This is a genomic window from Actinomadura craniellae (assembly GCF_003289645.1).
Classification (GTDB): Bacteria; Actinomycetota; Actinomycetes; order Streptosporangiales; family Streptosporangiaceae; genus Actinomadura_D; species Actinomadura_D craniellae.
Genome location: NZ_QLYX01000022.1, coordinates 77,669 through 103,633, shown reverse-complemented (window position 1 = coordinate 103,633; position 25,965 = coordinate 77,669). Strand labels below are relative to the sequence as shown.

General features: G+C 71.0%; 25 protein-coding genes and 1 riboswitch. Of the genes, 8 read left to right on the top strand and 17 right to left on the bottom strand.

Annotation, left to right across the window (positions count from 1 at the left end):
- Positions 1 to 148: 148 nt before the first annotated feature.
- Both DPM19_RS32715 and DPM19_RS32710 read right to left on the bottom strand, forming a co-directional pair.
- Positions 149 to 334, bottom strand: a complete 186-nt coding sequence (locus DPM19_RS32715) for a DUF397 domain-containing protein (protein ID WP_111871962.1) — start codon at positions 332 to 334, stop codon at positions 149 to 151.
- 26 nt (positions 335 to 360) lie between these two features.
- A complete protein-coding gene (locus DPM19_RS32710) occupies positions 361 to 1,197 on the bottom strand; it encodes a helix-turn-helix domain-containing protein (protein ID WP_111871961.1) in 837 nt (278 codons plus the stop codon).
- A 196-nt stretch (positions 1,198 to 1,393) separates the two neighbouring features.
- Here DPM19_RS32710 and DPM19_RS32705 point away from each other — a divergent pair, with 196 nt between their 5' ends.
- On the top strand, positions 1,394 to 2,212 hold the full coding sequence (locus DPM19_RS32705; RefSeq protein ID WP_111871960.1) for an ATP-binding protein: 819 nt from the start codon (positions 1,394 to 1,396) through the stop codon (positions 2,210 to 2,212).
- Between the two features lie 51 nt (positions 2,213 to 2,263).
- Here DPM19_RS32705 and DPM19_RS32700 read toward each other — a convergent pair whose 3' ends face one another.
- Together DPM19_RS32700 and DPM19_RS32695 are read right to left on the bottom strand one after the other, a co-directional pair.
- Entirely contained in the window at positions 2,264 to 3,310 is a 1,047-nt protein-coding gene (locus tag DPM19_RS32700; protein ID WP_111871959.1) for a hypothetical protein, read from the bottom strand.
- A gap of 448 nt (positions 3,311 to 3,758) precedes the next feature.
- Positions 3,759 to 4,454, bottom strand: a complete 696-nt coding sequence (locus DPM19_RS32695) for a Mut7-C RNAse domain-containing protein (protein WP_111871958.1) — start codon at positions 4,452 to 4,454, stop codon at positions 3,759 to 3,761.
- Between the two features lie 117 nt (positions 4,455 to 4,571).
- Between DPM19_RS32695 and DPM19_RS32690 the strand changes: the two genes are divergently transcribed.
- The gene (locus DPM19_RS32690; RefSeq protein WP_111871957.1) at positions 4,572 to 5,372 is read left to right on the top strand and encodes an MOSC domain-containing protein; all 801 of its coding nucleotides are present in this window, start codon (positions 4,572 to 4,574) and stop codon (positions 5,370 to 5,372) included.
- 3 nt (positions 5,373 to 5,375) lie between these two features.
- Here DPM19_RS32690 and DPM19_RS32685 read toward each other — a convergent pair whose 3' ends face one another.
- From DPM19_RS32685 to DPM19_RS32675, 3 genes are all read right to left on the bottom strand, one after another.
- A complete protein-coding gene (locus DPM19_RS32685) occupies positions 5,376 to 5,840 on the bottom strand; it encodes a hypothetical protein (protein ID WP_146779081.1) in 465 nt (154 codons plus the stop codon).
- A gap of 203 nt (positions 5,841 to 6,043) precedes the next feature.
- A complete protein-coding gene (locus tag DPM19_RS35070) occupies positions 6,044 to 6,715 on the bottom strand; it encodes a DUF7919 family protein (RefSeq protein WP_146779080.1) in 672 nt (223 codons plus the stop codon).
- Positions 6,716 to 6,815: 100 nt separating this feature from the next.
- Entirely contained in the window at positions 6,816 to 7,313 is a 498-nt protein-coding gene (locus DPM19_RS32675) for a hypothetical protein (RefSeq protein WP_111871954.1), read from the bottom strand.
- 203 nt (positions 7,314 to 7,516) lie between these two features.
- Between DPM19_RS32675 and DPM19_RS32670 the strand changes: the two genes are divergently transcribed.
- Positions 7,517 to 8,248: an SMI1/KNR4 family protein gene (locus DPM19_RS32670; protein ID WP_111871953.1), complete on the top strand. Its 732-nt coding sequence runs from the start codon at positions 7,517 to 7,519 to the stop codon at positions 8,246 to 8,248.
- Positions 8,249 to 8,473: 225 nt separating this feature from the next.
- On the opposite strand, the gene DPM19_RS32665 is transcribed toward DPM19_RS32670, so the two are convergent.
- The 3 genes from DPM19_RS32665 to DPM19_RS32655 all read right to left on the bottom strand — a co-directional run bounded on the left by DPM19_RS32665 (position 8,474) and on the right by DPM19_RS32655 (position 10,149).
- Complete coding sequence (locus DPM19_RS32665) at positions 8,474 to 8,971, bottom strand: hypothetical protein (protein WP_146779079.1); 498 nt, start codon at positions 8,969 to 8,971, stop codon at positions 8,474 to 8,476.
- 138 nt (positions 8,972 to 9,109) lie between these two features.
- Positions 9,110 to 9,871, bottom strand: a complete 762-nt coding sequence (locus tag DPM19_RS32660) for a hypothetical protein (protein ID WP_111871951.1) — start codon at positions 9,869 to 9,871, stop codon at positions 9,110 to 9,112.
- 2 nt (positions 9,872 to 9,873) lie between these two features.
- Positions 9,874 to 10,149 carry a hypothetical protein gene (locus DPM19_RS32655; RefSeq protein WP_111871950.1) on the bottom strand — a complete coding sequence of 92 codons (276 nt, stop codon included), beginning with the start codon at positions 10,147 to 10,149 and terminating at the stop codon, positions 9,874 to 9,876.
- Between the two features lie 285 nt (positions 10,150 to 10,434).
- A riboswitch (TPP riboswitch) is annotated at positions 10,435 to 10,548 on the top strand.
- Here DPM19_RS32655 and thiC point away from each other — a divergent pair.
- Positions 10,542 to 12,263, top strand: coding sequence for a phosphomethylpyrimidine synthase ThiC (gene thiC / locus DPM19_RS32650; protein WP_111871972.1), 1,722 nt, complete (start codon positions 10,542 to 10,544; stop codon positions 12,261 to 12,263). Its footprint overlaps the riboswitch before it by 7 nt.
- A 44-nt stretch (positions 12,264 to 12,307) precedes the next feature.
- Here thiC and DPM19_RS32645 read toward each other — a convergent pair whose 3' ends face one another.
- Entirely contained in the window at positions 12,308 to 12,814 is a 507-nt protein-coding gene (locus DPM19_RS32645) for a pyridoxamine 5'-phosphate oxidase family protein (RefSeq protein WP_111871949.1), read from the bottom strand.
- Positions 12,814 to 13,869, bottom strand: coding sequence for a tetratricopeptide repeat protein (locus tag DPM19_RS32640; protein ID WP_111871948.1), 1,056 nt, complete (start codon positions 13,867 to 13,869; stop codon positions 12,814 to 12,816). Before DPM19_RS32640 ends, DPM19_RS32645 begins: the two co-directional genes overlap by 1 nt.
- A 39-nt stretch (positions 13,870 to 13,908) precedes the next feature.
- Between DPM19_RS32640 and DPM19_RS32635 the strand changes: the two genes are divergently transcribed.
- On the top strand, positions 13,909 to 15,759 hold the full coding sequence (locus tag DPM19_RS32635) for a M48 family metallopeptidase (RefSeq protein WP_111871947.1): 1,851 nt from the start codon (positions 13,909 to 13,911) through the stop codon (positions 15,757 to 15,759).
- Positions 15,760 to 15,826: 67 nt separating this feature from the next.
- On the opposite strand, the gene DPM19_RS32630 is transcribed toward DPM19_RS32635, so the two are convergent.
- Together DPM19_RS32630 and DPM19_RS32625 are read right to left on the bottom strand one after the other, a co-directional pair.
- Positions 15,827 to 17,092 (bottom strand): hypothetical protein, encoded by a 1,266-nt coding sequence (locus tag DPM19_RS32630; protein WP_111871946.1) that lies wholly within the window; start codon positions 17,090 to 17,092, stop codon positions 15,827 to 15,829.
- A 56-nt stretch (positions 17,093 to 17,148) separates the two neighbouring features.
- A complete protein-coding gene (locus DPM19_RS32625; RefSeq protein WP_199485409.1) occupies positions 17,149 to 17,670 on the bottom strand; it encodes a SigE family RNA polymerase sigma factor in 522 nt (173 codons plus the stop codon).
- A 127-nt stretch (positions 17,671 to 17,797) separates the two neighbouring features.
- Between DPM19_RS32625 and DPM19_RS32620 the strand changes: the two genes are divergently transcribed.
- Both DPM19_RS32620 and DPM19_RS36875 read left to right on the top strand, forming a co-directional pair.
- On the top strand, positions 17,798 to 18,859 hold the full coding sequence (locus tag DPM19_RS32620; RefSeq protein ID WP_111871944.1) for a type III polyketide synthase: 1,062 nt from the start codon (positions 17,798 to 17,800) through the stop codon (positions 18,857 to 18,859).
- 42 nt (positions 18,860 to 18,901) lie between these two features.
- Complete coding sequence (locus DPM19_RS36875; RefSeq protein WP_111871943.1) at positions 18,902 to 19,849, top strand: DMT family transporter; 948 nt, start codon at positions 18,902 to 18,904, stop codon at positions 19,847 to 19,849.
- An 18-nt stretch (positions 19,850 to 19,867) separates the two neighbouring features.
- Here DPM19_RS36875 and DPM19_RS32610 read toward each other — a convergent pair whose 3' ends face one another.
- From DPM19_RS32610 to DPM19_RS32600, 3 genes are all read right to left on the bottom strand, one after another.
- Entirely contained in the window at positions 19,868 to 20,518 is a 651-nt protein-coding gene (locus DPM19_RS32610) for an ATP-dependent Clp protease proteolytic subunit (protein ID WP_233511057.1), read from the bottom strand.
- 221 nt (positions 20,519 to 20,739) lie between these two features.
- The gene (locus DPM19_RS32605; protein ID WP_111871941.1) at positions 20,740 to 22,098 is read right to left on the bottom strand and encodes a hypothetical protein; all 1,359 of its coding nucleotides are present in this window, start codon (positions 22,096 to 22,098) and stop codon (positions 20,740 to 20,742) included.
- Between the two features lie 162 nt (positions 22,099 to 22,260).
- Positions 22,261 to 23,499, bottom strand: a complete 1,239-nt coding sequence (locus DPM19_RS32600) for a PucR family transcriptional regulator (RefSeq protein WP_111871940.1) — start codon at positions 23,497 to 23,499, stop codon at positions 22,261 to 22,263.
- 428 nt (positions 23,500 to 23,927) lie between these two features.
- On the opposite strand from DPM19_RS32600, the gene DPM19_RS32595 reads away from it, so the two are divergent.
- The gene (locus tag DPM19_RS32595) at positions 23,928 to 25,511 is read left to right on the top strand and encodes a fibronectin type III domain-containing protein (RefSeq protein ID WP_199485408.1); all 1,584 of its coding nucleotides are present in this window, start codon (positions 23,928 to 23,930) and stop codon (positions 25,509 to 25,511) included.
- Positions 25,512 to 25,965 lie beyond the last annotated feature (454 nt).

Genomic DNA, 25,965 nt, shown 5'->3' with positions numbered 1-25,965 from the left:
ACCCACGCGTGATCAAACGAGGTCGCCACAACGCTTATATCGTCAAGAAACCCCATCATCGCGGAACTCGACACAATGAGCCGCCTACCATCCGCGTCCTCGCAACATGCCTAACTTAGTGGCATTGTCCTCTAAGTGGGTGGGGCCCTCAGGTTTTTTTTAGTGTTTCGGTGAAGATGCGGAAGATTTCTCTAGTAAGAATGAGGGTTCCGCCCTGGGGATTCTTGCTGTCGCGGATGGCTACGACGCCGGGGAGGGCGGCTAGTTCGACGCAGTTGTCGCCGGTGCCGCTGTGGTGAGACTTACGCCAGATGGCGTGTGACAAGTCGATCATGTTGGCGGCACTCCTTGGGGCCGGGGTTATCTTCCGGTGAGTGTGGCGATGAGGCGTAGTGACTCGTCCGGGGGCAGCGCGGTGTCGTGGACGGACTTGAGTGCCAGCCTAATGCGGGTCACCTCTTCTGTACTTTCGAGGTAGATGTCGCCCATCGGTCCTTCGGCGTAGGCGACGTCCAGTTCGGCGTCGTCGGCGAAGCAGAGCAGTTCCATCGCTCCTTCGATGCCCAGATGAGCGCCCGCGTCGAACGGTACGACCTGGATGGTGATGTTGGGTCGGTCGGCGGCCTCGAGGAGCGCGGTCAGTTGCTTGCGCATCACCTTGGTGCCGCCGATGTTCCGGCGGAGTACGGATTCATCGAGGGTGGCGTGGAATCTTGGGGCGTTCGGGCGGCGTAGGAGCATGCCGCGGTTCATGCGGGCGACGATGCGCCGGTGGGTGGCGGCGGGATCCTCGTTGCGCAGGTTCATGATTTCGCGGGCGTAGTCCTCGGTTTGGAGGAGGCCGGGGATGAGTTGGGGTTCCCAGGCGGTGATCTGGGCGGCTTCGTCTTCGAGGGCGACGATGCTGCCGGCGAAGACGTCGGCGTAGGCGGTCCACCAGCCGCGTCGCCAGGAGTCCTTGCCGAGTTGGACGAGTGAGGCGTGGGTGGCGCTGTCGGCCCCGTACAGGGCGAGGGCGGCGGTGATGTCGGTGCTCTTGGGCTGGGTCTGGGCCTTCTCGATCCGGGTGAGTTTGCTCAGCGACCAGCCGAGTTGGCGGGCGGCCTGGGTGGGGGTCAGCCCGGTCTGCTCGCGCAGCCTGCGGAGTTCGAAGGCCAGGCGACGGCCTCGGGTGGTGGGGCTGGAGACGACCGCCATGAAAGTGATGCCTCCTATGTAGGCATTAGTCCGAGTTGCTGGCCGAATTCGTTCAGGCAATCATGCAAATCCCATTGAGGTCATGCGACTTGCACGCTCATCATGTCAGTGGCCGGATGCGCACACAGCGTAGATCTCTGGTCACGGCAACGGGCGGAGAACCGGGAGGTTCCCGCCCGGGGATGGAGGCGGGTCCATGGTCGAAGAAGATCTGCGGCATCTGGGTGCGGGTGCGTTTCCGGTGTGGGCGTTGCCGCCGGATGAGTCCGGGGCGGGGTTCGCGCGGGCGGTGGTCAGGTCGGTGTTCGGTGGGCTGGGGTTTCCCGCCGAGGTGACCTATGACGTGGCGGTGGTCGCCTCGGAGTTGGCGACCAACGTCCACCGCCACGCCTACGCAGGGCGGGCGCCGGCCGGGGAGCGCGGGCCGGGGTGGCCGGAGGTGTGGGCGTACCTGCGGTGGAAGCCGTGCCCCCAGGTGGTGGTGAAGGTGTTCGACGCCGCACCGTGGCTGGCCTACCGCTCCTACACACCGGTACGCCCGCCGGCACAGGCCGAGGGCGGGCGGGGACTGGAACTGGTGGACGCCCTGACCGCCGAACACGGCGGCCAATGGGGCGTGCACCGCACCCGCTCCCGCCTGGGCGACCGGCCTGTACCAGGCAAAGCGGTCTATCTGACCCTGCCCCTACCAACCCACCGGCTGCCACCGGCCCACCCGCCCGCGCTCCAGGCCACCACCCAGACCGCCACCCGGATGCACACCTTGCTGTCAGCCCGGGGACTGGGCCGCATCCACGGCGCCCACCACCCACAGATGGCCGTGCTGTGCGTCCGGCCGGGTGTGCACGTGTGGATCCGCCCAGACGCCCTGACCTACCGCACCCCCGGCCACAGCACCCACACCCACCCGCCGCACGACACCGTGGAAGTCACCGAACAGATCGTCCGCCACTGCACCGAACACGACGACCACCAGCCCCGCCCGGGCTCCTCGCCCAAGGCGGGTGATCCTTGAGGATCCAGGGGGCCATGGCACTTCGAATCCTCAAGGATCACCGGGTGGTGCTCACAGCGGCGGGCCGCCCGGGATGTGGCCGGAGCGGATGGCCGCCGACTGTTCGGGGGTGAAGGGGGGCTGGTGCAGGCAGGGGTCCTGTTGCCAGAGGCGGAACAGGTCGGCGAGGTAGTTCAGCCGCTCGGCCAGGACGGTCCAGTCGGTCGCGGCGCTGCCCAGCAGGCTGTCGGGGGTGCGGTCAAGGTCGTACAGCAGGGCCTTGAGTTCGACGTCGTCGAGTTCGGCCAGGTCGGCGGGGTAGTCGGTGGAGCCGTGCGCGCCGCCCACGTCCCGGCCCAGGCGCAGCGGGATCAGGACGCGGCTGGTGGTGAAGTCCGCCGCGGGCATGTTCAGGTCCATCAGCAGGCCGGTGGCGAACCGGCTCCAGACGCGCGCCGCCAGGGCCTTCACCGGGGCGGGGGTGAAGGGGGCGCGCAGCGGCGGGGCGAGCGAACCGGCGATCGCCTCCTGGAGGCGGGTCTGCTCGTGCAGGCTGATCTGCAGGTTGGCCAGTAGCACTGCCTGCGCCCGCGCCGCGGGGCCGGGGGCCGACAGCGCCCGGTGGTAGGAGCGCATCCCGGCGATCAGCAGGTCCTGGCCGCCGGTCTCGATCGGGCCGGGGGTCAGCGTCTCCAGGACGCGGGCCAGCGCCCGTTCCCGGTCGGTCTCCTCGGCGTACGCGGTGATCGTCGTGTGGAACAGCGGGCCCAGTTCCGCGAAGACCAGCCGGTTGCCCTCGGCCACGTTGGCGCCCACGTGTGGGGCGACGGTGTGCAGCAGCCAGCGGCCCGCCCAGGCCGGGAGCGGGCCGGGCAGCGGCCGGATCCCGCCCAGGCCCAGCTCGCCGCGGATGAACCGGCCGGCCGTCCGGGACGCCCACGTGCCGAAGAGGCCCCAGGTTGCGTCCCGGCCGCCCAGGACCCCGGCCATTCCCACGGCGAGCAGGTGGTAGGCGTGGGTGATCCGCAGGTTCCGCAGCGCCGGGTCGGCGGTGCGCTGGATCTGCACGATCTCCTCGGCCGACAGCGGGCTCTCCCGCTCCTCGTGGGGGTGCGCCATGCGCCAAGAATCGCACGGGACGCCCGCGTGGCCACGGGGTTTCCGCGTCCGGCTACGGCCAGGGCGCGCGGCCGGCTACGGCATGTCCCATGGCGGCTCTCCCGGGACGGAGGCGGCCACGGCCTCCTGCCCGCGCGGACCGGAGGCACTGCGGGGGACACCGCGCCGACCCGCCCGTGCGAACCGGGGTCAGGCCCGGCGGCCGGTCCTCGTCGTTGGAGTCCGGCGCCCCGCCCGCACGGACCGGAACGCCGGCACGCCGCCCGCCCGCGACACGTCGTCTCCGGAGCCCCGCCCGCGCGGACCGGAATCGCGGCGGAGGACGGACGCCGCGCCGGGCGGCCGGGTGCCGCGCCTTCGTGGACCGGAGCCGTTCCACCGGGCGCCGCGCCGTCCGGTGCCGGTGTCCCCGGCGACCGGTGCGCGGGCGGAGCCGCGGGACGCCCCGTCAGGAACCGGTGCGGCGGGCCGCGGCGATGATCGACTCCAGGTGTTCGCTGTGCGCGCCGGGCCAGTAGACCTGGTCGCAGTCGCGGCAGCGGGCGAACTCGTCCTGGGTGCGGCGGGTTCCCTCGGGGACCAGGTGCGCGACGTCGGCCTTGGCGACCGGGTCGAGCAGGCCGTTGCAGGCGGTGCAGCGGGTGCGCGGGGCCAGCGGCGGGGCGAACCGGTCGAGCACGTCGGCGAACTGGTCGTCGGGGCGGGAGCCGCGCACGTACGCGCCGAACCACAGGGCCCGGCGCCGCAGCAGGCCGCGGTCCTGGGTGAGCAGCACCCGCCGCTCGGTGTTGGCCTGGACGACCAACTCGGGGTCGTCCATGTCGTTGTGGTAGGCGGTGTCCAGGCCGACCAGGCGCATCCGGCGGGCCAGCGTGCCCAGGTGCACGTCCAGCAGGAACCGGGGCGGGGCGGGCTGCGGGCGGGTCACCGCGTGCACGTGGACGATCTCCGCGGCGGCCGGGCGGTGGCCGGCCGTGACCTCCGTCCCGTCCACGACCAGGCGGCCCACCTCGGGCAGCGGCACCCCCAGCGCCTCGACCACGTGCCCCAGGGAGGACGTGCCGTCGGCGTCCACCCGCACAGGGCCGTTCCGGTCCCGGGCGGGCAGGAACAGCGTGAGCTCCGGAGCGAGCCTGATCTCCATACCGCCGATCATCCTCCTCGGGCGGGCGGGACGCACCCCGATTGATACCTGACGGGATCGTGTCAGGTAACGCCGCTTTCCCTGGCCTTCCCTGGGAGGTGGCCGTACGGTGCGGTCATGGGCCCGCTGCCAACGATCACCGTCGCCGAGCTGACCGCCTACCCGCTGAAGGGCGCGGCCGGCACGTCATTGACCGCCGCCGGGCTGACGCCGGCCGGGTTCCGCCACGACCGCGAGTTCATGCTGGTCAGGCCCGACCGGCGGCACCTGTCGCAGCGAGAGGTCCCCCGGCTGGCGACGCTCGAACCGGCCCGCGACGAGGCGAAGCTCACCGTCCACGCCCCGGGCGAGGTCACGCCCCTGGTCCACGAGGTGGTGGACGGTCCGCCGCTCGACGTCACCGTGCACGGCCGGCCCTGCCGGGGGACGGACCAGGGCGACGAGGCCGCCGGCTGGTTCTCCGCGTTCCTCGGCCGCCCCTGCCGCCTGGTCAGGTTCACCGGGACGCGGCCCACCACGCGCCGCGACGGCACCCTGCGGTTCGCCGACGGGTACCCGCTGTCGGTGCTGTCCCGAGCCTCCCTGGACGACCTGAACGGGCGGCTGGCCGAGCCCGTCCCGATGGACCGCTTCCGGCCCAACCTGGTGCTGAGCGGCCTGGACCCCTACGGCGAGGACGGCATCACCACCCTGCGCGTCGGCACCGCCGTGATCGACCTGGTCGCCCCCTGCGCCAGGTGCATCGTCACCACCGTCGACCAGCGCACCGGCGAGCAGACCCGCCGCGACCCGCTGCGCACCCTCGCCCGCTACCGGACCCGGGCCTTCGAAGGCGGCTGCGGGGTCATGTTCGGCCGCCTCGCCGTGCCCCGCGTCCCGGGGACGGTCGCGGTGGGCGATCCGGTCGACGCCCGCTGAACCTCACTGCGGGGCGTCAGATACCGGGCGGGTGCGGCGGCCGATCTCGCCCTCGACGGCCGCCACCTTCTCGGCGAACCGGGCGTCCGGCTCCAGCCCGCCGTCCCGCGGGGCGCCGAGCACCACCCGGCGTCCGTCGGTCAGGTGCAGCGCCAGCCGGGACGACCCCAGCCGGCGGAACACCTCGGTGTGCGAGATCTCCTCGTACGCCAGCGTCCTGGCGCCGGCCCAGCCCGTCACGGTGACGCCCGCGCCGTCCATCACGATGCCGCGCCGACGGTCCACCGCGAACGCCCACAGGGACCCGCCGGCGAGCGCCAGTTCGACGGCCGCGACCAGCAACCCCAGGCCGAGGTGGTAGCGCGCCACGACGAGGTACCCGACCACGGCGTACACCACCAGCAGCCCGGTCGACACCGGCCACAGCGCCGCCTGCCGGGACACCGGCCGGATCACCACGTCCCCCACGGCCACCCCCTCCGCCGCGGTACCCGATGGGGCCGGAGCATAGCCCCGAACATCCTGCCAGGACGTCAAGCCGAAAGATCTGGGTCTTGGTGCGGGTCGAGCCCGACCGGCCAAGTCTGTTCTGGAGAACGGGCCACGGGCCGGTTGGGTGAATGCCTCGCCCCTGCGCAGGCGGCTGGTATCGCAGGTCCAGCGCGCCGGTATCAGCAGACTCCAGGCTGACCTGGAACAGTCGCCTCGCGACGGGTTTGGCTGATTCCGAACCTGACAAAGTCGGAAAAGTCTTCGATGTGAAGATCGGCCGCAAACTCACAGTCCAGAAGCAGCCCCAAGGAGCGGCCGATTTCGTCTCCCGCGATATCGGCCAGCTCTTCGTCCTGGGCTGCACGTTTCAATGCGTCTAGAGTTCGGGAGTCCTTCCAGTTTGCGAGATCAACAATGCCACGGGATCGAGAGATCAGATCCTCGGACTCGTCTAGCAGTATCTTGGCAAGACGCTCCGCACGCCAATCCCAGTCCAATTCGCCGATTTCCTTCAATTGCTCCATAAATTCCACTGGTGGTCGGTATGCATGCTCCTCGACGTAATGCGTAATCATCATCGGGGCGGAGTAAACATCGCCGTTTTTCATATAGTAATGATATTCTCCATTTCCTTTGAATGTTGAACCTTTGGGGCAGAACTCGCACTCGTGCCAACCGAGAGTAAGGCTCACCTCGGGCCAGGAAGCGGCTTTGAGCTGCTCCAGATCCGTGGCCGCCGGAGGGGGTGCACCGGCGTCTTGCACGCCATGTTCGTGACCCAGCCAGCCGATGGAGCACATTGGAATCGGAAACTCCAAGTACTCGTAAGACGAGAGATCGAGGTATTCCATGTTGCGCCGCATTTCCTGGATCGGCCAGAGTTTCTTTTCGAAGTGGTCGATCGGGATCGTTGCGGGCCCTGTCCTCGCGTTCTCGGGAACGGCGTCCGGTTCAGCCCGCGCTGACCGTCGTGGTGCCGCCCGGCCGGGCATGCCGGCCGAGTTGCCCTTCGATGACCGCGAGTTTCTCGGCGAAGCGGGCGTCCGGCATCAGCCGCCCGTGCTTGGGGGCGGCGAGCAGCACCTTGCGCCCGTTCGTCAGGTGCAACAGCACCTGGTCCGTCCCGAGCTTGCGGCGCACCTCGGCGTGCGAGATCTCCTCGTACGCCAGCCTCCTGGTGCCGGCCCAGCCCATCACGGTGACACCCGCGTCGTCCATCGCGATCCCGCGCCGCTGGTCGGCCCGGAACGCCAGGAGGAAGGCCGCCAGGACCGCCAGGTCGAAGAGCAGGCTGTCCGGGCTGAACCCGAGATCCTCCATGCTCGTCGCCCCGTCGAGGAGGACGGCGCTCGCCACGGCGTGGAGCACGGCACCGCCCACCCAGATCCCCGCCGCGACCAGCCAGGCCGCGGTCTGCGCACTCGTCGGCCGGAACACCACATCGTTCATTCCCAGTCCCTTCCTCCTGCCGCCTCCGGGCATCGGCGGTCCTGGAAGTCCACCACCGGAAGATCCCACCCCAGTGCCGTCCGGATAACCGTTTGGTGATCGTTCGGACAGGTGTCACGGCCTCCGCCTGATCGTCGAGTGCCGCGCGGTGGGGAGAAGCCGGCCACCACGGGTCTGTCGCCGGAGGCCGGTACCTTCCCGGCATGGCGCAGAAGTTCGATCTTGTGCAGGAGGTGTCCGCGGGCGTCGAGGACCGTGCCGCCGCCTGGCGGTTCGTCCGGGGGTTCGCCCGCGACTGGGCGTCGCCCCTGACGGACGGGGACGGCTGGAGCGAGGAGGACCTGGCGGCGGCCGAGGAGAGGTTGGGCGTCCGGCTGCCGGTGGCCCTGCGCGAGGCGTACCTGCTGCTGGGGCGCCGCGAGGATCTCACCAGCAACCACGACACCCTGCTGAGCCCCGCGGAGCTCTACCTGGACGACCGCAAGGAGGCCCTGGTCTTCCGGCAGGAGAACCAGGGCGCCGCCTCCTGGGGCGTTCTCGTCGCCGACCTGGGTGAGGCCGACCCCGCCGTGTTCGTCCGCATGGACCTGGCAGACAAGCGGAGCGAGATCTGGGAGCGCTGGCTTGACCGGCTCTCCCTGACCTTCATCGAGATCGTTTTGTCGGAGTCGGTCCAGGCCCCAGGGGAGCTCACCGACTTCCTCGGCGAACTCGAGGAAGAGGACCTCGAGACGCTGGAGCGGGACTGCACGCGGCTGCCCTTCCCCGAGTACCCGCTCTGCCAGCAACCCCCGGGCACCCGCTGGTTCACCGGCCCCGGCGTGCTCCTCCGCGAGGACGACCGCGCGGTCCTCTACGCGAGGGGACGGACGCCGGAAGCCCTCGACGAGGTCCGCGACCAGATCGCGGGCGACTGGCTCAACGACTACCGCTGAACACGCGCGGCTCACGTGGCCGCGGTCCCCAGCAGCGGATATCCGATCCGGTTCAGCGGTGCGCGAGCTGTCGGCACCGGGCCCGATGCGGGTGACGCGACGCAGATGCGCCCGCAACTCGCCTTGGTCCCGGGTCTCGAAAATCACTTCCCAGCGCCTGCCCTCGGGGGGCGTGGCCGAGCGGCATCGGTCGACCCGCTCTCGGTGTCAGGAGAGGCCCTGGTCTCAACTCGTGCCAAGTATCGGCGTGCCGCCGGGGCGGGTGTGGCGGCCGAGTTCTCCCTCGATGGCGGCGACCTTCTCGGTGAACCGGGCGTCCGGCTCCAGCCCGCCGTGCCGTGGAGCGCCGAGCACCACCCGGCGTCCGTTCGCCAGATGCAGTGCCAGCCGGGACGACCCCAGCCGGCGGAATACCTCGGTGTGCGAGATCTCCTCGTACGCCAGGGACTTCGTGCCGAAACAGCCCGTCACCACCATGTTCCCGTCCCGCATCGTGATGCCGCGCCGACGATCGACCCGGAACCCCACGAGATAGAGCGCCGCCATCGCCATGGCAGGCAGGAAGATCGGCGGGCGGAATCCGAGCAGCATGGTGCCCGTCTCCCGGCTGAGAACGAGGGAACTGGACACCACGTCGAGAACGCCTATGCCTGCGAAGACCGCCGCCCCGATCGGCCAGGCTATGGTCTGGATGCTCGTCGGCCGGATCGTTGTGCAGTTCATCTCGACCACTCCCGTCCACCGGTCCGCGTCCGGGCGCCGATGATCCCGAAAGCCCACCATCGGAAGGTTCCATCCGGATGCCATCCGGATAACCGTTTGGTGATCATTCCGGCCGGTGTCACGACACAGTGGGAGATTTCAGGAATCCTCGTCCAGGAGCTTGGCCGCCATGGTGGGGTCCATGATGTTGGACCAGATCTGCTCTTCGGGTGCCATGGCCCGCTCCGGCATGGCGTAATCCGACATCCAGCCGCCGGGGTCACAGCCGGGAACCAGGCTGATGATGGTGGCGACGAGGTGCTTGGGGACAGAACCGATGATGCGGATCGCGACGTAGGTCTCGTGGCCCTGATCGGCCAGGACGTGGATGCCGAGGGCCGCTCCATCGAGCATGGTCGCGTGCTCGTGCCCGTTGAGCAGGGAATGGCGGGTCAGTTCCCGGACGACTAAAGCCAGTCGGCGCTCGGCACGAGCTGCGCTCTCGGCTCGATATCGCAGGTCGTCCTCCTCACGGGGCAGCAAGTGTCCGCAGTGGGTCGCGGTGACGAGCGGCGGGGAGTGGTCGGCGTTATAACGGGCACGTGCCGCCTTTGCGCCGTTCTCCAACGTGGCGTAGAAGTCGTCCAGCGAGCCGTCTTCACGAAGCCCGCAGGCCACCAGCCATGGCAGGTCAACATCCACCCACACCGCTCCGCGCCATCGTTGTGCCTTGACCTTGAACAACACCTGGTCGTCGATGGAGCGGATTCGCTCGTGTGGTGTTCCTTCCTCGGCGAAACGCTCGGTGGCCTTGGTCAGTAACGGGTGCTCGAGTTCGTCGAGTGGACGGGTCACCGGCGGTATTGCGATCCGCAGGTCTTCACGCAGGCAGCGCAAGGTAGGCCGAACGGGTTTGGTCACGGTCAGTCGTCCTCCTCGACCCCGCCGACCGAATCGAGCTCTTCGCGAGTCATCCCGGCCAGCAGGGCTACCCGGGAGGCTCGTGTGCCGTCGAGTTGGCTCAACAGCTCTCGCATCCCGGCCTGCATCTCCTCGCGACGTGCGTCCAGATAGAACTGGACCGCCGCCTCGACCAGATCCTTTTTGCTCATGTGCAGGTAGTGCGCACCACTGGTGATCAGTTTGTCGGCTTCGGGAGAAATCTTGACCGCTACCTGCCGACGTGCATCATCCGTCATGGCTATGGGTCACCCCTTCGAGTGGAGCGGACCTTCATACGGTACCTCAGGTACCTCTAGTGCCTCGATTGGTTTCGCCCATGGATCTCTGCGCTGTGGCCGGAGGGACGAGGTTCTTGACTCGTGTTCATGTTCGCCCCCTTGGGTTGGCCCGTTCGGGGCCTGGCGCTGGGGAGCCGGTGCCTCGGGCGGTACGGATCGGTGTCTCGAAGGAAACGGGACGCTGCGTCCCATACCCCGACATAGGCGGTTGCGGCAAGCCCGGGGCGGCGGGTTAACGTCGGGGCGACAGCACGCGGGAGCCCGGCCGGTACCGGGCTGAGAGGGCGGCATCAGGGGCCGCCGACCGCTCGAACCTGACCGGGTAATGCCGGCGTAGGGAGCAGTTCGCCATGAGCGATGCCGTGATTTCCGCTGCCCACAAGACGTACCTGACGGGGACCCGTCCGGACCTGCGCGTCCCGATGCGGGAGATCCCGCTGACCAACGGCGAGTCCGTGGTGTTGTACGACACCTCGGGGCCGTACACCGACCCGGCGTACGAGGCGGACGTGCGGCGCGGCCTGCCCGCGCTGCGCGCCGCGTGGATCGCCGGGCGGGGGGACACCGCCGAGTACGCCGGGCGGCCCGCCCGGCCGGAGGACGACGGGCGGAAGGGGGTGGCGCGGGCGGCGTTCTCGGACCGGCGGCCCCGGCGGGCGAGCGGCGGGGCGGTGACGCAGCGCGCGTACGCCCGGCGCGGTGAGGTCACCGCCGAGATGGAGTACGTGGCGTTGCGCGAGGGGGTGGCCCCGGAGTTCGTCCGGGACGAGATCGCCGCGGGGCGGGCGGTGCTGCCGGCCAACGTCAACCACCCCGAGATCGAGCCGATGATCATCGGGCGGAACTTCCTGGTGAAGGTCAACGCCAACATCGGCAACTCCGTGGTGGCGTCCTCCATCGAGGAGGAGGTCGACAAGATGACTTGGGCCACCCGCTGGGGCGCCGACACGATCATGGACCTGTCGACCGGGCGGGACATCCACACCACCCGGGAGTGGATCCTGCGCAACTCGCCGGTCCCGGTCGGCACCGTGCCGATCTACCAGGCGCTGGAGAAGGTCGGCGGGAACCCGGCCGAGCTGACCTTCGACGTCTTCCGCGACACCGTGATCGAGCAGGCCGAGCAGGGCGTGGACTACATGACGATCCACGCGGGGGTGCGGCTGGCGTACGTGCCGCTGACCGCGCGGCGCAAGACCGGCATCGTCTCACGCGGCGGGTCGATCATGGCGGCGTGGTGCCTGGCGCACCACCGCGAGAGCTTCCTGTACGAGAACTTCCGGGAGCTGTGCGAGATCTTCGCCGCCTACGACATCACCTGGTCGATGGGGGACGGGCTGCGGCCGGGCTCCATCTACGACGCCAACGACGAGGCCCAGTTCGCCGAGCTGCGCACGCTGGGCGAGCTCACGAAGATCGCCACGGAGTACGACAACCAGGTCATGATCGAGGGGCCGGGGCACGTCCCCATGCACAAGATCAAGGAGAACGTCGACCTGCAGATGGAGCTCTGCGACGAGGCGCCGTTCTACACCCTCGGCCCGCTGACCACCGACATCGCGCCCGGCTACGACCACATCACCTCGGCCATCGGCGCCGCGATGATCGGCTGGTACGGCACCGCGATGCTCTGCTACGTCACGCCCAAGGAGCACCTGGGCCTGCCGAACCGGGACGACGTCAAGGCCGGCGTGATCGCCTACAAGATCGCCGCGCATGCCGCCGACCTGGCCAAGGGGCACCCGGGCGCGCAGGCGTGGGACGACGCGCTGTCCGACGCCCGGTTCGAGTTCCGCTGGGAGGACCAGTTCAACCTGTCCCTGGACCCCGACACCGCCCGCGCCTTCCACGACGAGACCCTGCCCGCCGCCCCGGCCAAGACCGCGCACTTCTGCTCCATGTGCGGCCCGCACTTCTGCTCCATGAAGATCACCCAGGACGTCCGCAGGTACGCCGACGAGCACGGGATCGACGCCGAGCAGGCGCTGGCCGAGGGGATGCGGGAGAAGGCAGAGGAGTTCGCCGCCGCCGGCGGCCGGGTCTACCTGCCCGTGGTCGCCGACGAGTCCTGAAAGCGGGTCCGGGCGGGCGGCGCCGGGGCCGCCCGCCCGGGACCTCAGGCCCGGGGCAGGTACTGGGCGGTGGAGCCGCCCAGCGGCAGGGCGGGCATGCCCAGCTTGCGGTGGTCCCAGGAGCGGACGCGCTCGGCGTCGACCCGGACGGCGACGCGCTTGTGGAGCATGGCCTCCACCATCGGGCGGGCCTCCTCGGTGTACTCGCCGGAGTAGCGCTCCCAGACGCTCACCCCGACCTGCCACAGCGCCTCGGGGTCGTCCACGATCACGCCGTGCCCCTCGACGGAGACGCCGCGCAGCGCGTCGTAGGTCCAGCCGTCCTCCATGCTCACGGTGATGCGGGGGTCGCGGCGCAGGTTCACCGCCTTCTGCGAGCGGGCCTTGGTCTCGAACCAGATCTGGCCGTCGATCACGGCGTACCACATGGCGACCAGGTGCGGGGTGCCGGTGGGGCCGAGCGTGGCCATCGTCGCGGTGCGGTTCCGCTCGATGAACTCGGTGACCTCGGCTTCGGTCATGGTGATGAGGGCGCGTTGGTTGGTTCCCATCAGGACTTCTCCCCGGACACGTGGGCTTCGATGTTGTCGCGCAGTTCCACGAATGCTTTCACGGGGTCGTCGGAGTTCAGAAGGTTCCACGGATAGCGGGTGACGTGTTTGCCGATGACCTCGTACTGTTCCATGGCGATGTGGACCTGGCCGGCCACGGCGAAGAAGAACAGGAACTTGTTGTGCAGGATCGGCCAGTCCCATGGCGGCCGGTAGTCGGGATCGCCGATCGAGAGGTCGTAGCCGATTTTCACTTCCACGAGTGTTCGCGGGGTGCGGAAATACGCTATCTGTTCCTCGGCGGGCACAGAGCGCAACTGCTCGAAGTGGGCGTCCAGCATGAGGACCCCGAGTGCGCTGCCGGGCGGTACGGATTGTATCGACTCGCGGGCGAAGTCGAACATCTCCTCGTGGCTGCCGTGCCACTTCTTGGTGAGGTACTCCTGCATCTGCGAGTGCGCCAGCATGTTCTCGGGGTCGCACCGGACGGCCGCGTCGAACCGGCGCTGCGCCTCGGCCCGGTCGACCCCACGGCCGCGGGCGGACATGACCAGGAAACTCCACGCCGTGGCGTCGCCGGGATCGCGCGCGACGACCTCGTCGAGGCAGTCCTCGGCGAGTTTGAGCCGCCGACGGAAGACCCTGAACTGCTCGTCGGAGGTCTGGGAAGCCACGGCGCCGCCGCGCGCCTCCCACGCCCAGTGGACGGCGTGGGCGCCACGGACCAGCAGCGGCAGGGTCGAGCGGGGCTCCGCGTCGATCCATTCCTGAATCCAGTCCTGCAGGCCGGAGACTTCCGCGCAGAGGGACACATAGAACCCTCGTTTGTCGAAGTCGTCCAGGGAATGCAGGAAGTCCCTGGCCTCCTTCCAGTCACCCTTTTCCATGGCTTCGTACAGCCAGGGCGCGTCGGGGTCGTAGTCGAAGGGGTCGAGCTGGATCGTGGCTCGGTTAACAGCCCGTTTCCGCCGGTTGAACAGCCCCATCCTGCGCTCCTCATCTGTGAGTGAGGTGATCATAGTGGCTTGCGAATAACGGTTGTCGGTCTTGATCATCACGGATAGGGTTCCTCCGCTCTCGGTGGAAGGAGCCCCATGACCAGCGCGTTCCGCGCCTTGATCTGTGCCTGCATGCTCGCGGGTTTCTACCTCGTCGGCCTCGTCGAACTCTCGCTGGTGATCGGGCTGATCGTGTGGGTCAGCATCGCCACCAGCCCGTTCGTCGCCAAGCTCTTCGCCGGGGCGCTGCTCGGCGCCTTCGGCGCCATGGCGGTGGCCGCCTGGCGGGCGATGCGGGCGAAGCCGGAGCCCCCGCAGGGGCTGCCGGTCGGCCGGGCCGACGCCCCGCTGCTGTGGTCCACGGTGGAGGACCTGGCCCGCGAGGCGGGCACTCGCGCGCCGGACGAGATCAGGCTCGTCCCCGACGTCAACGCCGCGGTGACGGAGGACTCCCGGCTGCTCGGCCTGGTCGGCGGGCGCCGCTACCTCTACCTCGGGCTGCCGCTGCTCCAGGCGATGCGCGTCGACCAACTGCGCTCGGTGATCGCGCACGAGCTGGGGCACTACTCCGGGCAGCACACCCGGCTGGGCGGGGTCGCCTACCGCGGCCGGCTGGCGATCGCCGGCACCGTGGGCGGCATCGGGGGCGCCAACCCGATCGGCTGGGGCTTCAAGGCCTACGCCAACCTCTACCTGCTGGTCGACAACGCGCTGACCCGCCGGCAGGAGCACGAGGCCGACCGCACGGCGGTGCGCGTCGCCGGCCGGACGGCCGCCGCGAGCGCCCTGCACGACATCCCCGTGCTGGACGCCGCCTGGGGCTTCTTCTTCGACTCCTACGTCGCCGCCGGCTGGGAGTACGGCTACCTCCCCGACGACCTCTTCGGCGGGTTCGCGCAACTGGTGGCGGCCCGGCAGGAGGAGATCGCGGCACTGCGGGAGAAGGCGCCCCCGGGCGAGCGGTCCAAGTGGGACACCCACCCGCCGGTGGCCGAGCGGATCGCGGCGATCATGGCTGCCCCCGAGGCGCCCGAGGCCGCCGACCCGCGCCCCGCCGGCGTACTGCTCACCGACCCCGTGGCGGCCGGTCGGGCGATGCAGCAGACGATGGTGGAGGTGGGTGACCGTACCGTGCTGCCCTGGCCGGAGTTCACCCACGCGGCCCTCACCGCGCGCATGCAGCGCGGAGCCGACCGGATCCTCCGTTCGGCCACCCGGACCGCCGGCGTCACGGAGCCGGGACTGCCCGGGATCCTCGCCGCCGTCGCGGCCGGCCGCTCTACCGATCTTGCCGCGCCGTTCTTCCCCGACGCGACCCGGCGCGAGCTGGGGGCGCGCTTCGCCGAGCCGCTGGCGGCGCTGCTGGAGCTCGCCGCCGTCCGGTCCGGCGTCGCCCGCTGGCGGCACTCGTGGTCGGCACCGGCCGAGCTGCTGTACCGGGACGGGACCCCGCTGGAGCTCGGGGAGATCGCCGATCGGGCGGTCGCGCCCGGCGGGCTCGACGAGGCGCTGCGCCGGCTCGCCGCGCTCGGGATCGACCCGGGCACGGTCACCCAGGTCGACCGGTCCGAGAGCGCGATCGGCGCCCGGATCATCGCGGGGATCGCCAACTGCAAGGTGGACGACGTCCCCCACGACGTCTTCGCCCTCACCAACGGGTTCGTCTTCGTCGCCGACCCCGGTGACGCGGACGAGGGGAAGCGGCGGCTGCGGGAACTCGCGTCGGCGGCGCCGGCGGCGGAGCTCGCCGCGCGGAACCGGTTCCTCCCCTACGAGGAGATCGCCACGGCGCGGGTCATCAAGGAGGTTCCGCTGCGGGCGGAGCTCACCCTGCACGGCGGGACCACGGTCGTCGTCCGCGAGCAGTGGTCCAGCGAGACGATCAGCAAGAAGTGCCAGGACGCCTTCGCCGAGATCATCGAGGGGCTGGCTGAGGAAACGCGCTGACCCGGGGCGGGGCACGGCCCCGGTCGCCCGGCGCGCGGAGCAGGGGACGCGCGCCGGGCGACCGGGGTCAGGACCGCCAGACCGGGGCGGTGGCGATGGTGAGGAGCTGGTCGAGGGCGAGGATCGGTTCGGGGCGGGTCCTGGGCCCGCTCTTCAAGGTCTTCCCGTTCGATACCCGGATCGCGACGCGCCGGCCGTCGGGGTAGAGGACGTCGACGACCCGTTCCGTCGCGCCCCGGTCGTCGATTTCCAGGGGTCCCTCTTCGAGGTGGACGACGGCCCCGTTCGGGCCCGACGACCTGCCGCAGGTGCGCTCGCCGGGGCCGTGCAGGCGGCGCTGGTCGCAGGTGATGCCGATGACGGACTGGTACATGCCGTTCTGGACGCTGATGGAGAGCAGGGACGTCCCGCGGCGGTCGGCGAGCAGCATTTCGCCGCCGTTGTCGTGATCGACGACGCGGACGTTCCGCGGCAGCAGGCCGGTCAGCAGGCTCACGATCTTCCCGTCCGGCATCGCCACGAACGGCGCCCCTCTGGCGCCCTCCGGCTTCTTGGGACCCGGCTGCTCGCGCGCGGGAGGGGGGAACGGGATCGCGGCCAGGGCCCGGTTCCACTGGGGGCTGGTCACCACGGCCGACATCTGGGCGGGCGTCAGCACCGGCTCGGGCCGGGTGGGCCCGGCGGCGCTCTTCTCCTCGGCGGAGTTGAACTGATCCAGCCTGACCTGGCGGCCGTCCTTGTGGGTCAGCACGGCGTACCAGAACTTCTCCCCGGTGTTGGTCTGCGGCCGGGTGTAACCCTGGTTGACCAGCAGGACCGAGCCGTCCGCGCGGGGCGTGGCCGAGCAGCGGTCGTAGGGCTGGGTGAACTTCGGGGGGCAGGAGGCATCGCCGCGGGAGTTGGAGGGCGGCAGCCGGTACAGGCTGAGGGTGATCCGGGACGGGCCCGCGCCGTCGTCGTAGCGGACCGAGACCATCGCGTTCCGGGGCTTGTCGGCGTGTTCGGTGCCCTTGGCCTCCGTCACCTTGATCTGCCCGCCCCGGGGGAGCAGCCCGGTCAGCGTCCGGGTCAGCTCCTGCGCGCTCACCGGGGCCGGGCTGGGCGGCGCGACCACCCGGTCGGGAGAATCCGGGCCGTCGAGCACGGCCGGGCCGAGCGTCGCGGCGGCCACGGCGAGCGCCGTGGCGGCGGCCGTGGCCCCGGCGGTCCGCAGCCGGTGCCGGCGGCGCATCCGCCGGCCGCGGGCCGCGCCGGCCTCGGCCAGGTCGGGCGGCGGCTGGAGGTCCGCCACCGCCTGGCGCATCGCGCCGGACAGCTGGTCTTCGATGGACATGGCTGATCACCGCTTTCGTGCAGAGCAGAGAGGTGTGAGGTCGTCGCCGGGCCGGGTCAGCCGAGCCGTCTTCGGATGAGGTCGGGGGAGTGGTCGCCGAGGACTCCGCGCAGCCGGTCCAGCGCCCGCGCCGACCGGTTGCGGACCGCGCCGGGGCTGACCCGCATCGCCTGGGCGGTCTCCTCGACGCTGCGGTCCTCCCAGTAGCGCAGTACCAGCACCGCCCGGTCCTGCACGGGCAGCCGCGCCAGCCCGTCCAGCAGTGTCAGCCGCAGCGCGGCGCCGGAGATCGGGTCGGCGGTGTCGGGGACGTCCGGCAGCACGGCCGCGGGGCGCTCACCCGAGCTGCGCCGCCGCCGGTACGACAGGAACGTGCGCACCAGGACCGTGTCGGCGTACGCGGCCGGGTTGTCGACGTCGCGGACCCGGCGCCAGGACCGGAACAGCTTCCCGAGGGTCTCCTGGACCAGGTCCTCGGCGAGGTGCCGGTCCCCGGTCAGCAGGAACGCCGTGCGGAACAGGTGCGGGCCGCGGGCCGACGCGAACTCCAGGTAGTCCGCGTGCGATCTTCCTGTCACCGTTCCTCCGTTCGCCTGCCTCCACCCCTCATGACGCCGCGGGGCCGGGGTCTTGTCACGCTTTTCCGGTCGGACGTTCCGCCGGCGGGTAGGGCAGGGACGACGACCGGCCGGACCCGGGAGGGCCATGACCGTTCTCCTGAGCGTCGAGAAGGTCCTGCCGCCGTACCGCTACACGCAGGAGGAACTGGCCGCGGAGCTGGCCGCGGCGATGCGGCTGACCGGGCCGCGGCGCGAGCTGTTCCTGCGGCTGTCGCGGAACGTGCGGGTGCGGACCCGGCACACGGCGCTGCCCAAGGCCGAGTACCACCGGTTGCGCGACTTCGGCGCGACCAACGACGCCCACCTGCGGGCCGCGGCCGACTACGCCACCCGGGCCGTGGACGGGGCGCTGCGCGCGGCGGGGGTCGCCGCCGCGGAGGTGGACCTGCTGCTCACCCAGTCGGTGACCGGCATCGCCGTCCCGCCGTTCGACGTGGACGTGATCGAGCGGCTGGGCCTGCGCCCGGACGTCCGGCGGCTGCCGCTGTTCGGGCTGGGCTGCGGGGGCGGCGGGGCGGCGCTGGCCCGGGTGCACGACCATCTGCGCGGGCATCCCGACCAGGTGGCCGTCGCGGTCTCGGCCGAGCTGTGCTCGCTGACGGCGCAGCGCGACACGCACACGGCGCAGATGCTGCTGGGGTCGGCGCTGTGCGGGGACGCGGTCGCCGCGGTGGTGGCGTGCGGCTCCCGGCGGGCGGGCGCGCTGGGCGCGACCGGCCCGCGGATCGTCGGCAGCCGGTCCCGGCTGTACCCCGGCAGCCGGCACATGGCGGGCTGGGAGATCGGCGCGAGCGGCCTGCGCATCGTGCTGGCCCCGGACGTCGCCGAGGCGTTCGGGGCGCGGATCGGCGCGGACGTGCGGGCCTTCCTGCGCGACCACGGGCACACCGTGGACGAGGTCACCGGCTGGCCGTGCCATCCCGGCGGGCCCAAGGTGCTGGAGGGGGTGGCCGCGGCGGTCGGCCTGCCCGCCGGCGCCCTCGACCGGAGCTGGGAGCATCTGGCGGCCTGCGGTAACTGCTCGTCGGCGTCGGTGCTGCACATCCTCGCCGACACGATCGCCGGCGGGCCGCCCGCCGGAACGCCGGGGCTGCTGCTGTCGTTCGGCCCCGGCCTGTTCAGCGAGCTCGTCCTGCTCAACTGGTGATACTCGCTTTCCGGGGCGACATGGACTAAATAGGGTTCGCTCATGACGGAAACGAAGGCGGGGCGGCCCGACCGGCGGGCGCTGGCGGCGGTGGGCGTGACGGTGGTGCTGTGGGCGTCGGCGTTCGTGTCGATCCGCAGCGCCGGGCGGCACTACACGCCGGACGCGCTGGCGCTGGGACGGCTGCTGGCGGGCACGGCGGCGCTGGTACTGATCCTGCTGATCCGGCGGGAGGGGTTCCCGCCCCGGGCCGCGTGGCCGGGCATCGCGGTCTCCGGGGTGCTCTGGTTCGGGGTCTACATGGTGGCGCTGAACTGGGGCGAGCAGGAGGTCGACGCGGGCACGGCGGCGATGGTCGTCAACGTGGGCCCGATCCTGATCGCCCTGCTGGGCGGGTGGCTGCTGAAGGAGGGGTTCCCGCCCCGGCTGCTGGCGGGGCTGGCGGTGTCCTTCGCCGGTGCCGCGGTGGTGGGCCTGTCCATGTCGGGGGAGGGGCGGGCGTCGGTGGTCGGCGTGCTGCTGTGCCTGGTCGCCGCCGTGACGTACGCGGCGGGCGTCGTCGCCCAGAAACCCGCGCTGCGGCACGCCTCGGCGCTCCAGGCGACCACCTTCGGCTGCGCCATCGGGGCGCTGGCCTGCCTGCCGTTCGCGGGCCGGCTGGCTGCGCAGCTTCCGGACGCGCCGCTGCCGGCGACGCTGAACATGGTCTACCTGGGGGTCTTCCCGACCGCGCTGGCCTTCACCACCTGGGCCTACGCGCTGGCCCGCACCTCCGCCGGCCGGATGGGCGCCACGACCTACGTCGTCCCGGCCCTGGTGGTGGTGATGTCGTGGGTGGCGCTGGACGAGGTGCCCGGCGTGCTGGCCTTCGCCGGCGGGCTGCTGTGCCTGGTGGGCGTGGCGGTCTCGCGGGGCCGCCGCCCGGCGGGCCCGGCGGGCGAGGCGGGCGCCGCTCCCCGGGCACTCCTCCGGCAGGGCGCGGAGGAGTGAGCCCGGGCCGGGGCCGGCTCAGCGCCGCTTGATGCTGGTGAAGACGTCGTCGATCAGGCCGTACTCCTTGGCGTCGGCGGCCGTGAGGAACTTGTCGCGCTCGATGTCCCGGCTGACCTCGTCGATGGGGCGGCCGGTGTGCTCGGCGAGGATCTGCTCCATCCGCTCGCGGATCCGCAGGATCTCGCGGGCCTGGATCTCCAGGTCGCTGCCGGTGCCCCGGCCGCCCTGCGTGGCGGGCTGGTGGATCAGGATCCGCGCGTTGGGCAGCGCCGCCCGCTTGCCCGGGGTGCCGGCCGCCAGCAGCCAGGCCGCGGCCGAGGCCGCCTCGCCGATGCACACCGTCTGGATGTCGGGCTTGACGAACTGCATCGTGTCGTAGATCGCGGCCATCGCGGTGACGGAGCCGCCGGGGGAGTTGATGTAGATGCTGATGTCACGGTCGGGGTCGATCGACTCCAGCGTGATCAGCTGGGCCATCACGTCGTTGGCGGACGCGTCGTCGATCTGCACTCCGAGGAAGATGATGCGCTCCTCGAAGAGCTTGTTGTACGGGTTCATCTCCTTGACCCCGTACGTCGTCCGCTCCACGAACGAGGGAAGGACGTAGCGGCCCTGCGGGGCGAAACCGGAGGAGTCGGGGGAACCGGGCGAGTAGCGCGTGCTCACTGGATGCCTGCCTCTGCTGGACGGCCGCTGGACGGCCTGGGTGGCCTGGACGGCATGGTCGTGCACTCGATCACCTGCGACGTTAACCCGGTACGGCCGGTGATCCGGCATCGTTTCGCCGCCAGCACATTTCGCTGTCGGCGCAGCCCGCCCGGCGGGCCGGCATCCGCGCGCCCGCGCCGGCGGCGGTGCGAGCACACCGCCGCCGGCGTTCGCCCTCGTCAGGAGCGGGCGGACGACGGCAGCCACACCACCTGGACCAGGGGCGCGGCCGGGGGCCGCTCCAGCGCGGCGGGCCGGGGGGCGGAACTCGGCCTGCGGGCCCGGCTCGCGGGGCCGGCGGCGGACGGCCGGGGCCTGCCTGAAGCCGCGACCGCGGCCCGGCGCCCGGCCGCGGGGGCGGTGCGCTTGGCGGCGGGGACGGTGCGTTCGGCCGCAGGAACGGGACGCCCGCCCGCAGAGGCAGCGCGCTTGGCCGCTGGGGCGATGCGCTCCACGGCGGGAGCGGGACGCCGACCCGCGGCGGCGGGACGCCCGCCCATGGCGGCGGGCCGGCGGCCGGCGGTCACGGTGCCGGAGACGGAACGGAAGGCGGTCGCCATGCCGGCCGCGCGCGGCCGGACCACCAGCGAGGGAGCCCCGCGGCGCCGGGCGGTGCGCGAGGCCCGGCGGGCCGCCCGCAACCGGAGCAGCAGCAGCCCGTTGCCGGTCAGCAGGGCCGCCAGCCAGCCGGCCTGCAGGGCGGACAGGTCCTCCAGCTTGAGCGTCTGGGCGGCCCCGCCGTCCCCGTGCAGCAACGTGACAGGGGCGATCTTCGGCGCGGTGCCGGGGGCGACGACGGGAGCGATCGGCGGCGGCACGGCCTGCGGCAGCGCCGGGAGCTGCCCGGCGGGCAGGCCCGGGGGGAGCAGGGCGCCGCCCGGCGGCAGGAGGGCCCCGGGCAGGGCCGGGACGGCCGGGATCGGCATCACGGTGATCGTGGTGGTGGCGGTCTTCGCGGCGGCCCCGGTGGCGGCGACCTTGGCGGTCACGGTGATGGGGCCCGCCGGGGCGTTCAGCGGGACGGTCACGGTGGCGGACGCCGAGGTGTCCGTGGCGGTGACGTCGCCCAGCGTGCGGTCGCGCGGGGCCACCACGGCGGATCCGGCCGTCACGCGCAGCCGGGCGCCGCGCGCCACCGCCCGGGCCGCGCGCACGGTGGCCGTGACGGTCACCGCCCCGCCGGGGGTCACCACCGCGTTGGAGGCCGCGACGCGCAGGCCGAGGACGGGCCGCTCGGCGGGCTTCGTCGGGGTCGGCGTGGGCGTCGGGGTGGCGGTCGGTGTCGGGGTGGGCGTCGGCTCCGGGGACGGGTCGGGGGACGGCTCCGGGTCCGGTGACGGCTGCGGGTCCGGTGAGGGCTGCGGGTCCGGGGAGGAGGGGGCCGGGTCGCCGGTCCCGCCACCCGAGGTGGGGCTCGGGGTGGGCGGCTCGGGCGTGGGTGTCGGGTCGGCGGCCAGCGCCGCCACCGGACCGGTGGTGACGATCACCACCGCGCCGAGCATCGCGATGAGCGGGGTTCCCGCCGATCGGAACGTCATTGCCTTGCACCTCCGCCGTGTCGCCGTTCCCGACCGAGGTTTCATAAACCTCAGGAATTTGTCGGCGACGATCGGATCATGAGTCGGTCGGTTGTCACAAGCCATACGGTCGAACGCTATTCGGAAGAGCGCGTTCCCCGTTCGGCCCGGCCCTCGGATTTATCAGGTTCCATGCATCGGCCCCGCATCGTCCGAAGCGGCCTTCATACGGTCGTGCAACTGCATTGCGCGGAGCGCGATTTCTATCTCGAATCGCGCGTCCGGGTCCTCGAGTTGTTCGCCGAGGGCTTCCTGGATCTTGCGCATCCGGTAACGCACGGTCTGCGGGTGGACGTGCAGCCGGTCGGCCATTTCGGTCGCCGTGCCCCGGGCGATCATCCAGGCCCGCAGCGTCTCGGTGAGCCGGTCCCGCCGGCCCGGGGTCAGGCCGTCCAGGACGTCGAGCCGCCGCCGGGCGAGCTGCTCGATCAGTGCGGGGTCCGAGAGCAGCCAGAGCTTCACCAGGTGGTCCTCGCAGTCGACCAGCCGGCCGTCGCCCAGGACGCCGGTGCGGGTGAGGGCCAGCGCCTGGCGGGCCCAGCGCAGGGAGTCCGCGGCCTGGTCGATCGGCACGGTCAGCCCCACGGCGATCCGGTGGTCGGGGATCGCGGTGCGGAGCATGTCCCGCCGGACGGTGTCCGCCGGGCCGGGCATCAGCAGGTGCGGCTCGGGGGACTTGAAGTCGAGCAGCAGGTCGGGGGCGAGGGCGGTGACCGAGTACCGGGCGCCGGGCTCGGCCGCCACGAGGGTCACCTCCCGGGGCGGCGGCCAGCCGGCGGACTCCGCCAGTTCGGCGACCGCCCGCGGCTGCGCGGTGGGGCCGCCCAGCAGGAGGCGGAGCAGCCGCCGGCGCCGCTCGTCCAGCGCGGCGACCGACCCGGCCTTGGCCTCCAGGTAGCCGTCCAGGGAGAGCGCGGCCAGCCGGTCGAGGTAGTGGAACAGGGCGTCGGCCAGCCGGGACATGACCGCGGAGGAGACGTCGTACCTGGGGGCGACCTTCATGATGCGCCGCCAGGCGACCTGGCCGCCGATCCGGTAGGCGGCCTGGAGGTAGTCCAGGCTCCGGCCCTCCTCGGCCTCGAACCGGCCGAGCCGCCGGAAGATGTCGTCGGTGCCCTCGCGGTTGGTCGGGACCCCCGCGATCTGGTCGACGAAGGCGGCGAGGCTGCCGCCCACGCCCAGCCGCAGCGCCTGGCCGTAGGGGCCCTCGACCGACCGGGCGTACTCGGGGATGGCGCGGCGGATCTCGGCGATGATCTCCTCCGCGAGGGAGGGCAGTTCCGCCCGCATGAGCGGTGCGAACTGCCGGGTGACCGAGCACGCCGGATCCGCGACGTCCCTGGGCTGGAAGGTCCGCGTCATGAACACCTCCGTACACGGTGGGCGGCGGCGCGGGGATCACGGCCGGGACAACCGAAAGTTATATGATCCGCGACTTGAAAAGGACTCGGCTGAAAACAAATCCGCGGAGCCGTTGCTCACCTGGTGACAGGTATACGGCCGGAACGGGCCTGGAGCCGGCTTTGCCGAATCCCATTCCAGTGTGGTGCTCCGCCATTGATAACGGGCGGATGGGTGCTTGTCACTTGAGTGATAAGTGGATTTGTTTGAAGTCAAGTGACAAATCCGCGGCCAGTGCGACTCAATCGGCCTAGAAATCCGAAGATTTCTTTGACCCCGGGGAAGTCGCTGAGTAGCTTACGGGCTCGAACCGCAGTCTCCCCATGTCCTCACGAGCAAGCCGACGATCCCGGCCGGCCGTGCTGAAGCCGCTCATCGAGGTGCGCCACGTGAAAGCCAGCTCAGGAAAGATCAGGGCGATCGCGGCCTCGGCCGTCCTCGCCGGGAGCCTCGTCGGCATCACGGGATCCGGCGCGGCCCAGGCCGCTCCGGCGTCGTTGACGCTGAACTACACGTGCCCGTTCCCGCTGATCGGGACGCAGCAGATCAGCGTGCGGATCCAGACGGACATCCCGCCCACCATCGGCGTCGGCGAGCAGACACCGGAGATCATCGTCAACACGGTGACGACGGTGCCCGACACCGCCACGCAGGGCATGGCCCTGGTGGGCGCCAAGACGCTGGAGGGCGACGCCCTCGCCGACTCGACGATCGCCGCGCCGGGCATCACGCTCCCGGTGAAGGTGCCGGCCCCGCTGGAGAAGACGAACGTCCCCGCGTCCGGGACGTTCGAGGTGAAGGCGACGGGCAAGGCCCCCGCGCTGACCTTCACCCAGCCGGGCTCGGCCAAGATCACCGTGGGGAACATCCTGCTGAAGCTGGCGCCCAAGGACGCGGCCGGCGGGCTGACCGGCCTGGGCGAGTTCGACGCGCCGTGCACCCAGGTGCCCGGCCAGAACAACCTGCTGGCCACCTTCCAGATCACCGACGGCTCGTCCGGCGGCGACACCCAGGCGCCGAGCGCGCCCGGCACGCCGAGCGTGACCGCCAAGACCGCCAACAGCGTGTCCCTGACCTGGGGGGCGTCGACCGACAACGTCGGCGTCGCCGGCTACGACGTCTACTCGGGCACCACCCTGGTCGCCAGCGCCACCGGCACCAGCACCCAGGTCGCCAACCTGACCCCGGGCACCCAGTACTCCTTCACGGTCAAGGCCAAGGACGCGGCGGGCAACGCCTCGCCGGCGAGTCCGCCGGTCGCCGTGACCACCGAGCAGGGCACCACCGAGCCACCGCCCGGAAACCCGCCGCCGCCCGAGTGCGGAAAGATCGACTCACCGGGCGCGACGACCTACGCCTGCACGTACATGTCCGGTTTCGCGAATGCCGCGAAGCTCGGCGGTGCGGCGATCGTCAACGATCCCGAGCAGCGCCCGGTGCTCACGAACGTCGCGATCCGGGTCAGGTCGGAGCCCCCGCTCATCACCACGGACACCGACTTCCAGTTCGTGGCGCCCCTGCGGACCAGATCGACGTTCCTCACCTTCGGCTTCATGCCCACCGTCGCGACGATGGAGATGACGCAGGTGGGAACAGGAAAGCTGACGGCGAGCAGCAACACCGGTAATGGCGAAATGAAGGTCACCGCCACGACGAAGATGAATGTGCGTATCTATGACGCCATAGTCAACGGAACCCCGCTGGACGTGGGGGAGAACTGCCGGATGTCCCAGCCGATCGAGCTGACGGTGGGTGGCGGTCCTCCCGATTACACCAACGTTCTCGGTGGCGGAGTGCTACGCGGGTCGATCACCTATCCTCCGTTCCGCGGTTGTGGGGTGACGGAGAATCTTGATCCCGTTTTCACGGCTGCTATCTCCGGTAAGGGAAACGACATAAAAATGACTCAGGGAGCGGTGTGCATGCCGGGTGCGTCGACTCCTCCGTGCGTGCCGCCGACGCCACGGCGTTGAGCGGTTGACGGCCGTGCCGGCACCGCTAGGCGGTGCCGGCCTCTCGGCATGCTCGCAGCTCAGAAGGCTGTTTCGGGGAGCTTCCGCAGGGTTGCGGGCCGGTGAGCGGCGGGCCGGCGAGGACTTTGTAAGGCGCTGACAAACCACTTCGAACAAAAGCTTCCCGGGTGACAACCGATCACTTGTGTCGGACGTGTAGCCTCGGTTTTCCCGAAGGGCCGATTCGGTGAGGAATGACAAACGTCTGACCCGCTTGCTCATCCCCGCTCAATAATTTGATAAATCCAGAGAACCGTTGACTCCCGAGATACCGGTGAGTAGTTTACGCATCCGAAACCTAGTCGATTCGGTTTCAGAGAAGCCGACTGGTCATTCGTGGCGGAGGTGAACTGAGTTCTCTGGTCGCGCGAGAAGCACTGGCGCGGTGAGATGCGCCAGGACCGGTTCCGCAACA

What these genes read in the sequence shown, in the direction of transcription:
- DPM19_RS32715 (WP_111871962.1), bottom strand. Translation starts at nt 334, where the DNA reads ATGATCGACTTGTCACACGCCATCTGGCGTAAGTCTCACCACAGCGGC.
- DPM19_RS32710 (WP_111871961.1), bottom strand. Translation starts at nt 1,197, where the DNA reads ATGGCGGTCGTCTCCAGCCCCACCACCCGAGGCCGTCGCCTGGCCTTC.
- DPM19_RS32705 (WP_111871960.1), top strand. Translation starts at nt 1,394, where the DNA reads ATGGTCGAAGAAGATCTGCGGCATCTGGGTGCGGGTGCGTTTCCGGTG.
- DPM19_RS32700 (WP_111871959.1), bottom strand. Translation starts at nt 3,310, where the DNA reads ATGGCGCACCCCCACGAGGAGCGGGAGAGCCCGCTGTCGGCCGAGGAG.
- DPM19_RS32695 (WP_111871958.1), bottom strand. Translation starts at nt 4,454, where the DNA reads ATGGAGATCAGGCTCGCTCCGGAGCTCACGCTGTTCCTGCCCGCCCGG.
- DPM19_RS32690 (WP_111871957.1), top strand. Translation starts at nt 4,572, where the DNA reads ATGGGCCCGCTGCCAACGATCACCGTCGCCGAGCTGACCGCCTACCCG.
- DPM19_RS35070 (WP_146779080.1), bottom strand. Translation starts at nt 6,715, where the DNA reads ATGGAATACCTCGATCTCTCGTCTTACGAGTACTTGGAGTTTCCGATT.
- DPM19_RS32675 (WP_111871954.1), bottom strand. Translation starts at nt 7,313, where the DNA reads ATGAACGATGTGGTGTTCCGGCCGACGAGTGCGCAGACCGCGGCCTGG.
- DPM19_RS32670 (WP_111871953.1), top strand. Translation starts at nt 7,517, where the DNA reads ATGGCGCAGAAGTTCGATCTTGTGCAGGAGGTGTCCGCGGGCGTCGAG.
- DPM19_RS32665 (WP_146779079.1), bottom strand. Translation starts at nt 8,971, where the DNA reads ATGAACTGCACAACGATCCGGCCGACGAGCATCCAGACCATAGCCTGG.
- DPM19_RS32655 (WP_111871950.1), bottom strand. Translation starts at nt 10,149, where the DNA reads ATGACGGATGATGCACGTCGGCAGGTAGCGGTCAAGATTTCTCCCGAA.
- thiC (WP_111871972.1), top strand. Translation starts at nt 10,542, where the DNA reads ATGAGCGATGCCGTGATTTCCGCTGCCCACAAGACGTACCTGACGGGG.
- DPM19_RS32645 (WP_111871949.1), bottom strand. Translation starts at nt 12,814, where the DNA reads ATGGGAACCAACCAACGCGCCCTCATCACCATGACCGAAGCCGAGGTC.
- DPM19_RS32640 (WP_111871948.1), bottom strand. Translation starts at nt 13,869, where the DNA reads ATGATCAAGACCGACAACCGTTATTCGCAAGCCACTATGATCACCTCA.
- DPM19_RS32635 (WP_111871947.1), top strand. Translation starts at nt 13,909, where the DNA reads ATGACCAGCGCGTTCCGCGCCTTGATCTGTGCCTGCATGCTCGCGGGT.
- DPM19_RS32630 (WP_111871946.1), bottom strand. Translation starts at nt 17,092, where the DNA reads ATGTCCATCGAAGACCAGCTGTCCGGCGCGATGCGCCAGGCGGTGGCG.
- DPM19_RS32620 (WP_111871944.1), top strand. Translation starts at nt 17,798, where the DNA reads ATGACCGTTCTCCTGAGCGTCGAGAAGGTCCTGCCGCCGTACCGCTAC.
- DPM19_RS36875 (WP_111871943.1), top strand. Translation starts at nt 18,902, where the DNA reads ATGACGGAAACGAAGGCGGGGCGGCCCGACCGGCGGGCGCTGGCGGCG.
- DPM19_RS32605 (WP_111871941.1), bottom strand. Translation starts at nt 22,098, where the DNA reads ATGACGTTCCGATCGGCGGGAACCCCGCTCATCGCGATGCTCGGCGCG.
- DPM19_RS32600 (WP_111871940.1), bottom strand. Translation starts at nt 23,499, where the DNA reads ATGACGCGGACCTTCCAGCCCAGGGACGTCGCGGATCCGGCGTGCTCG.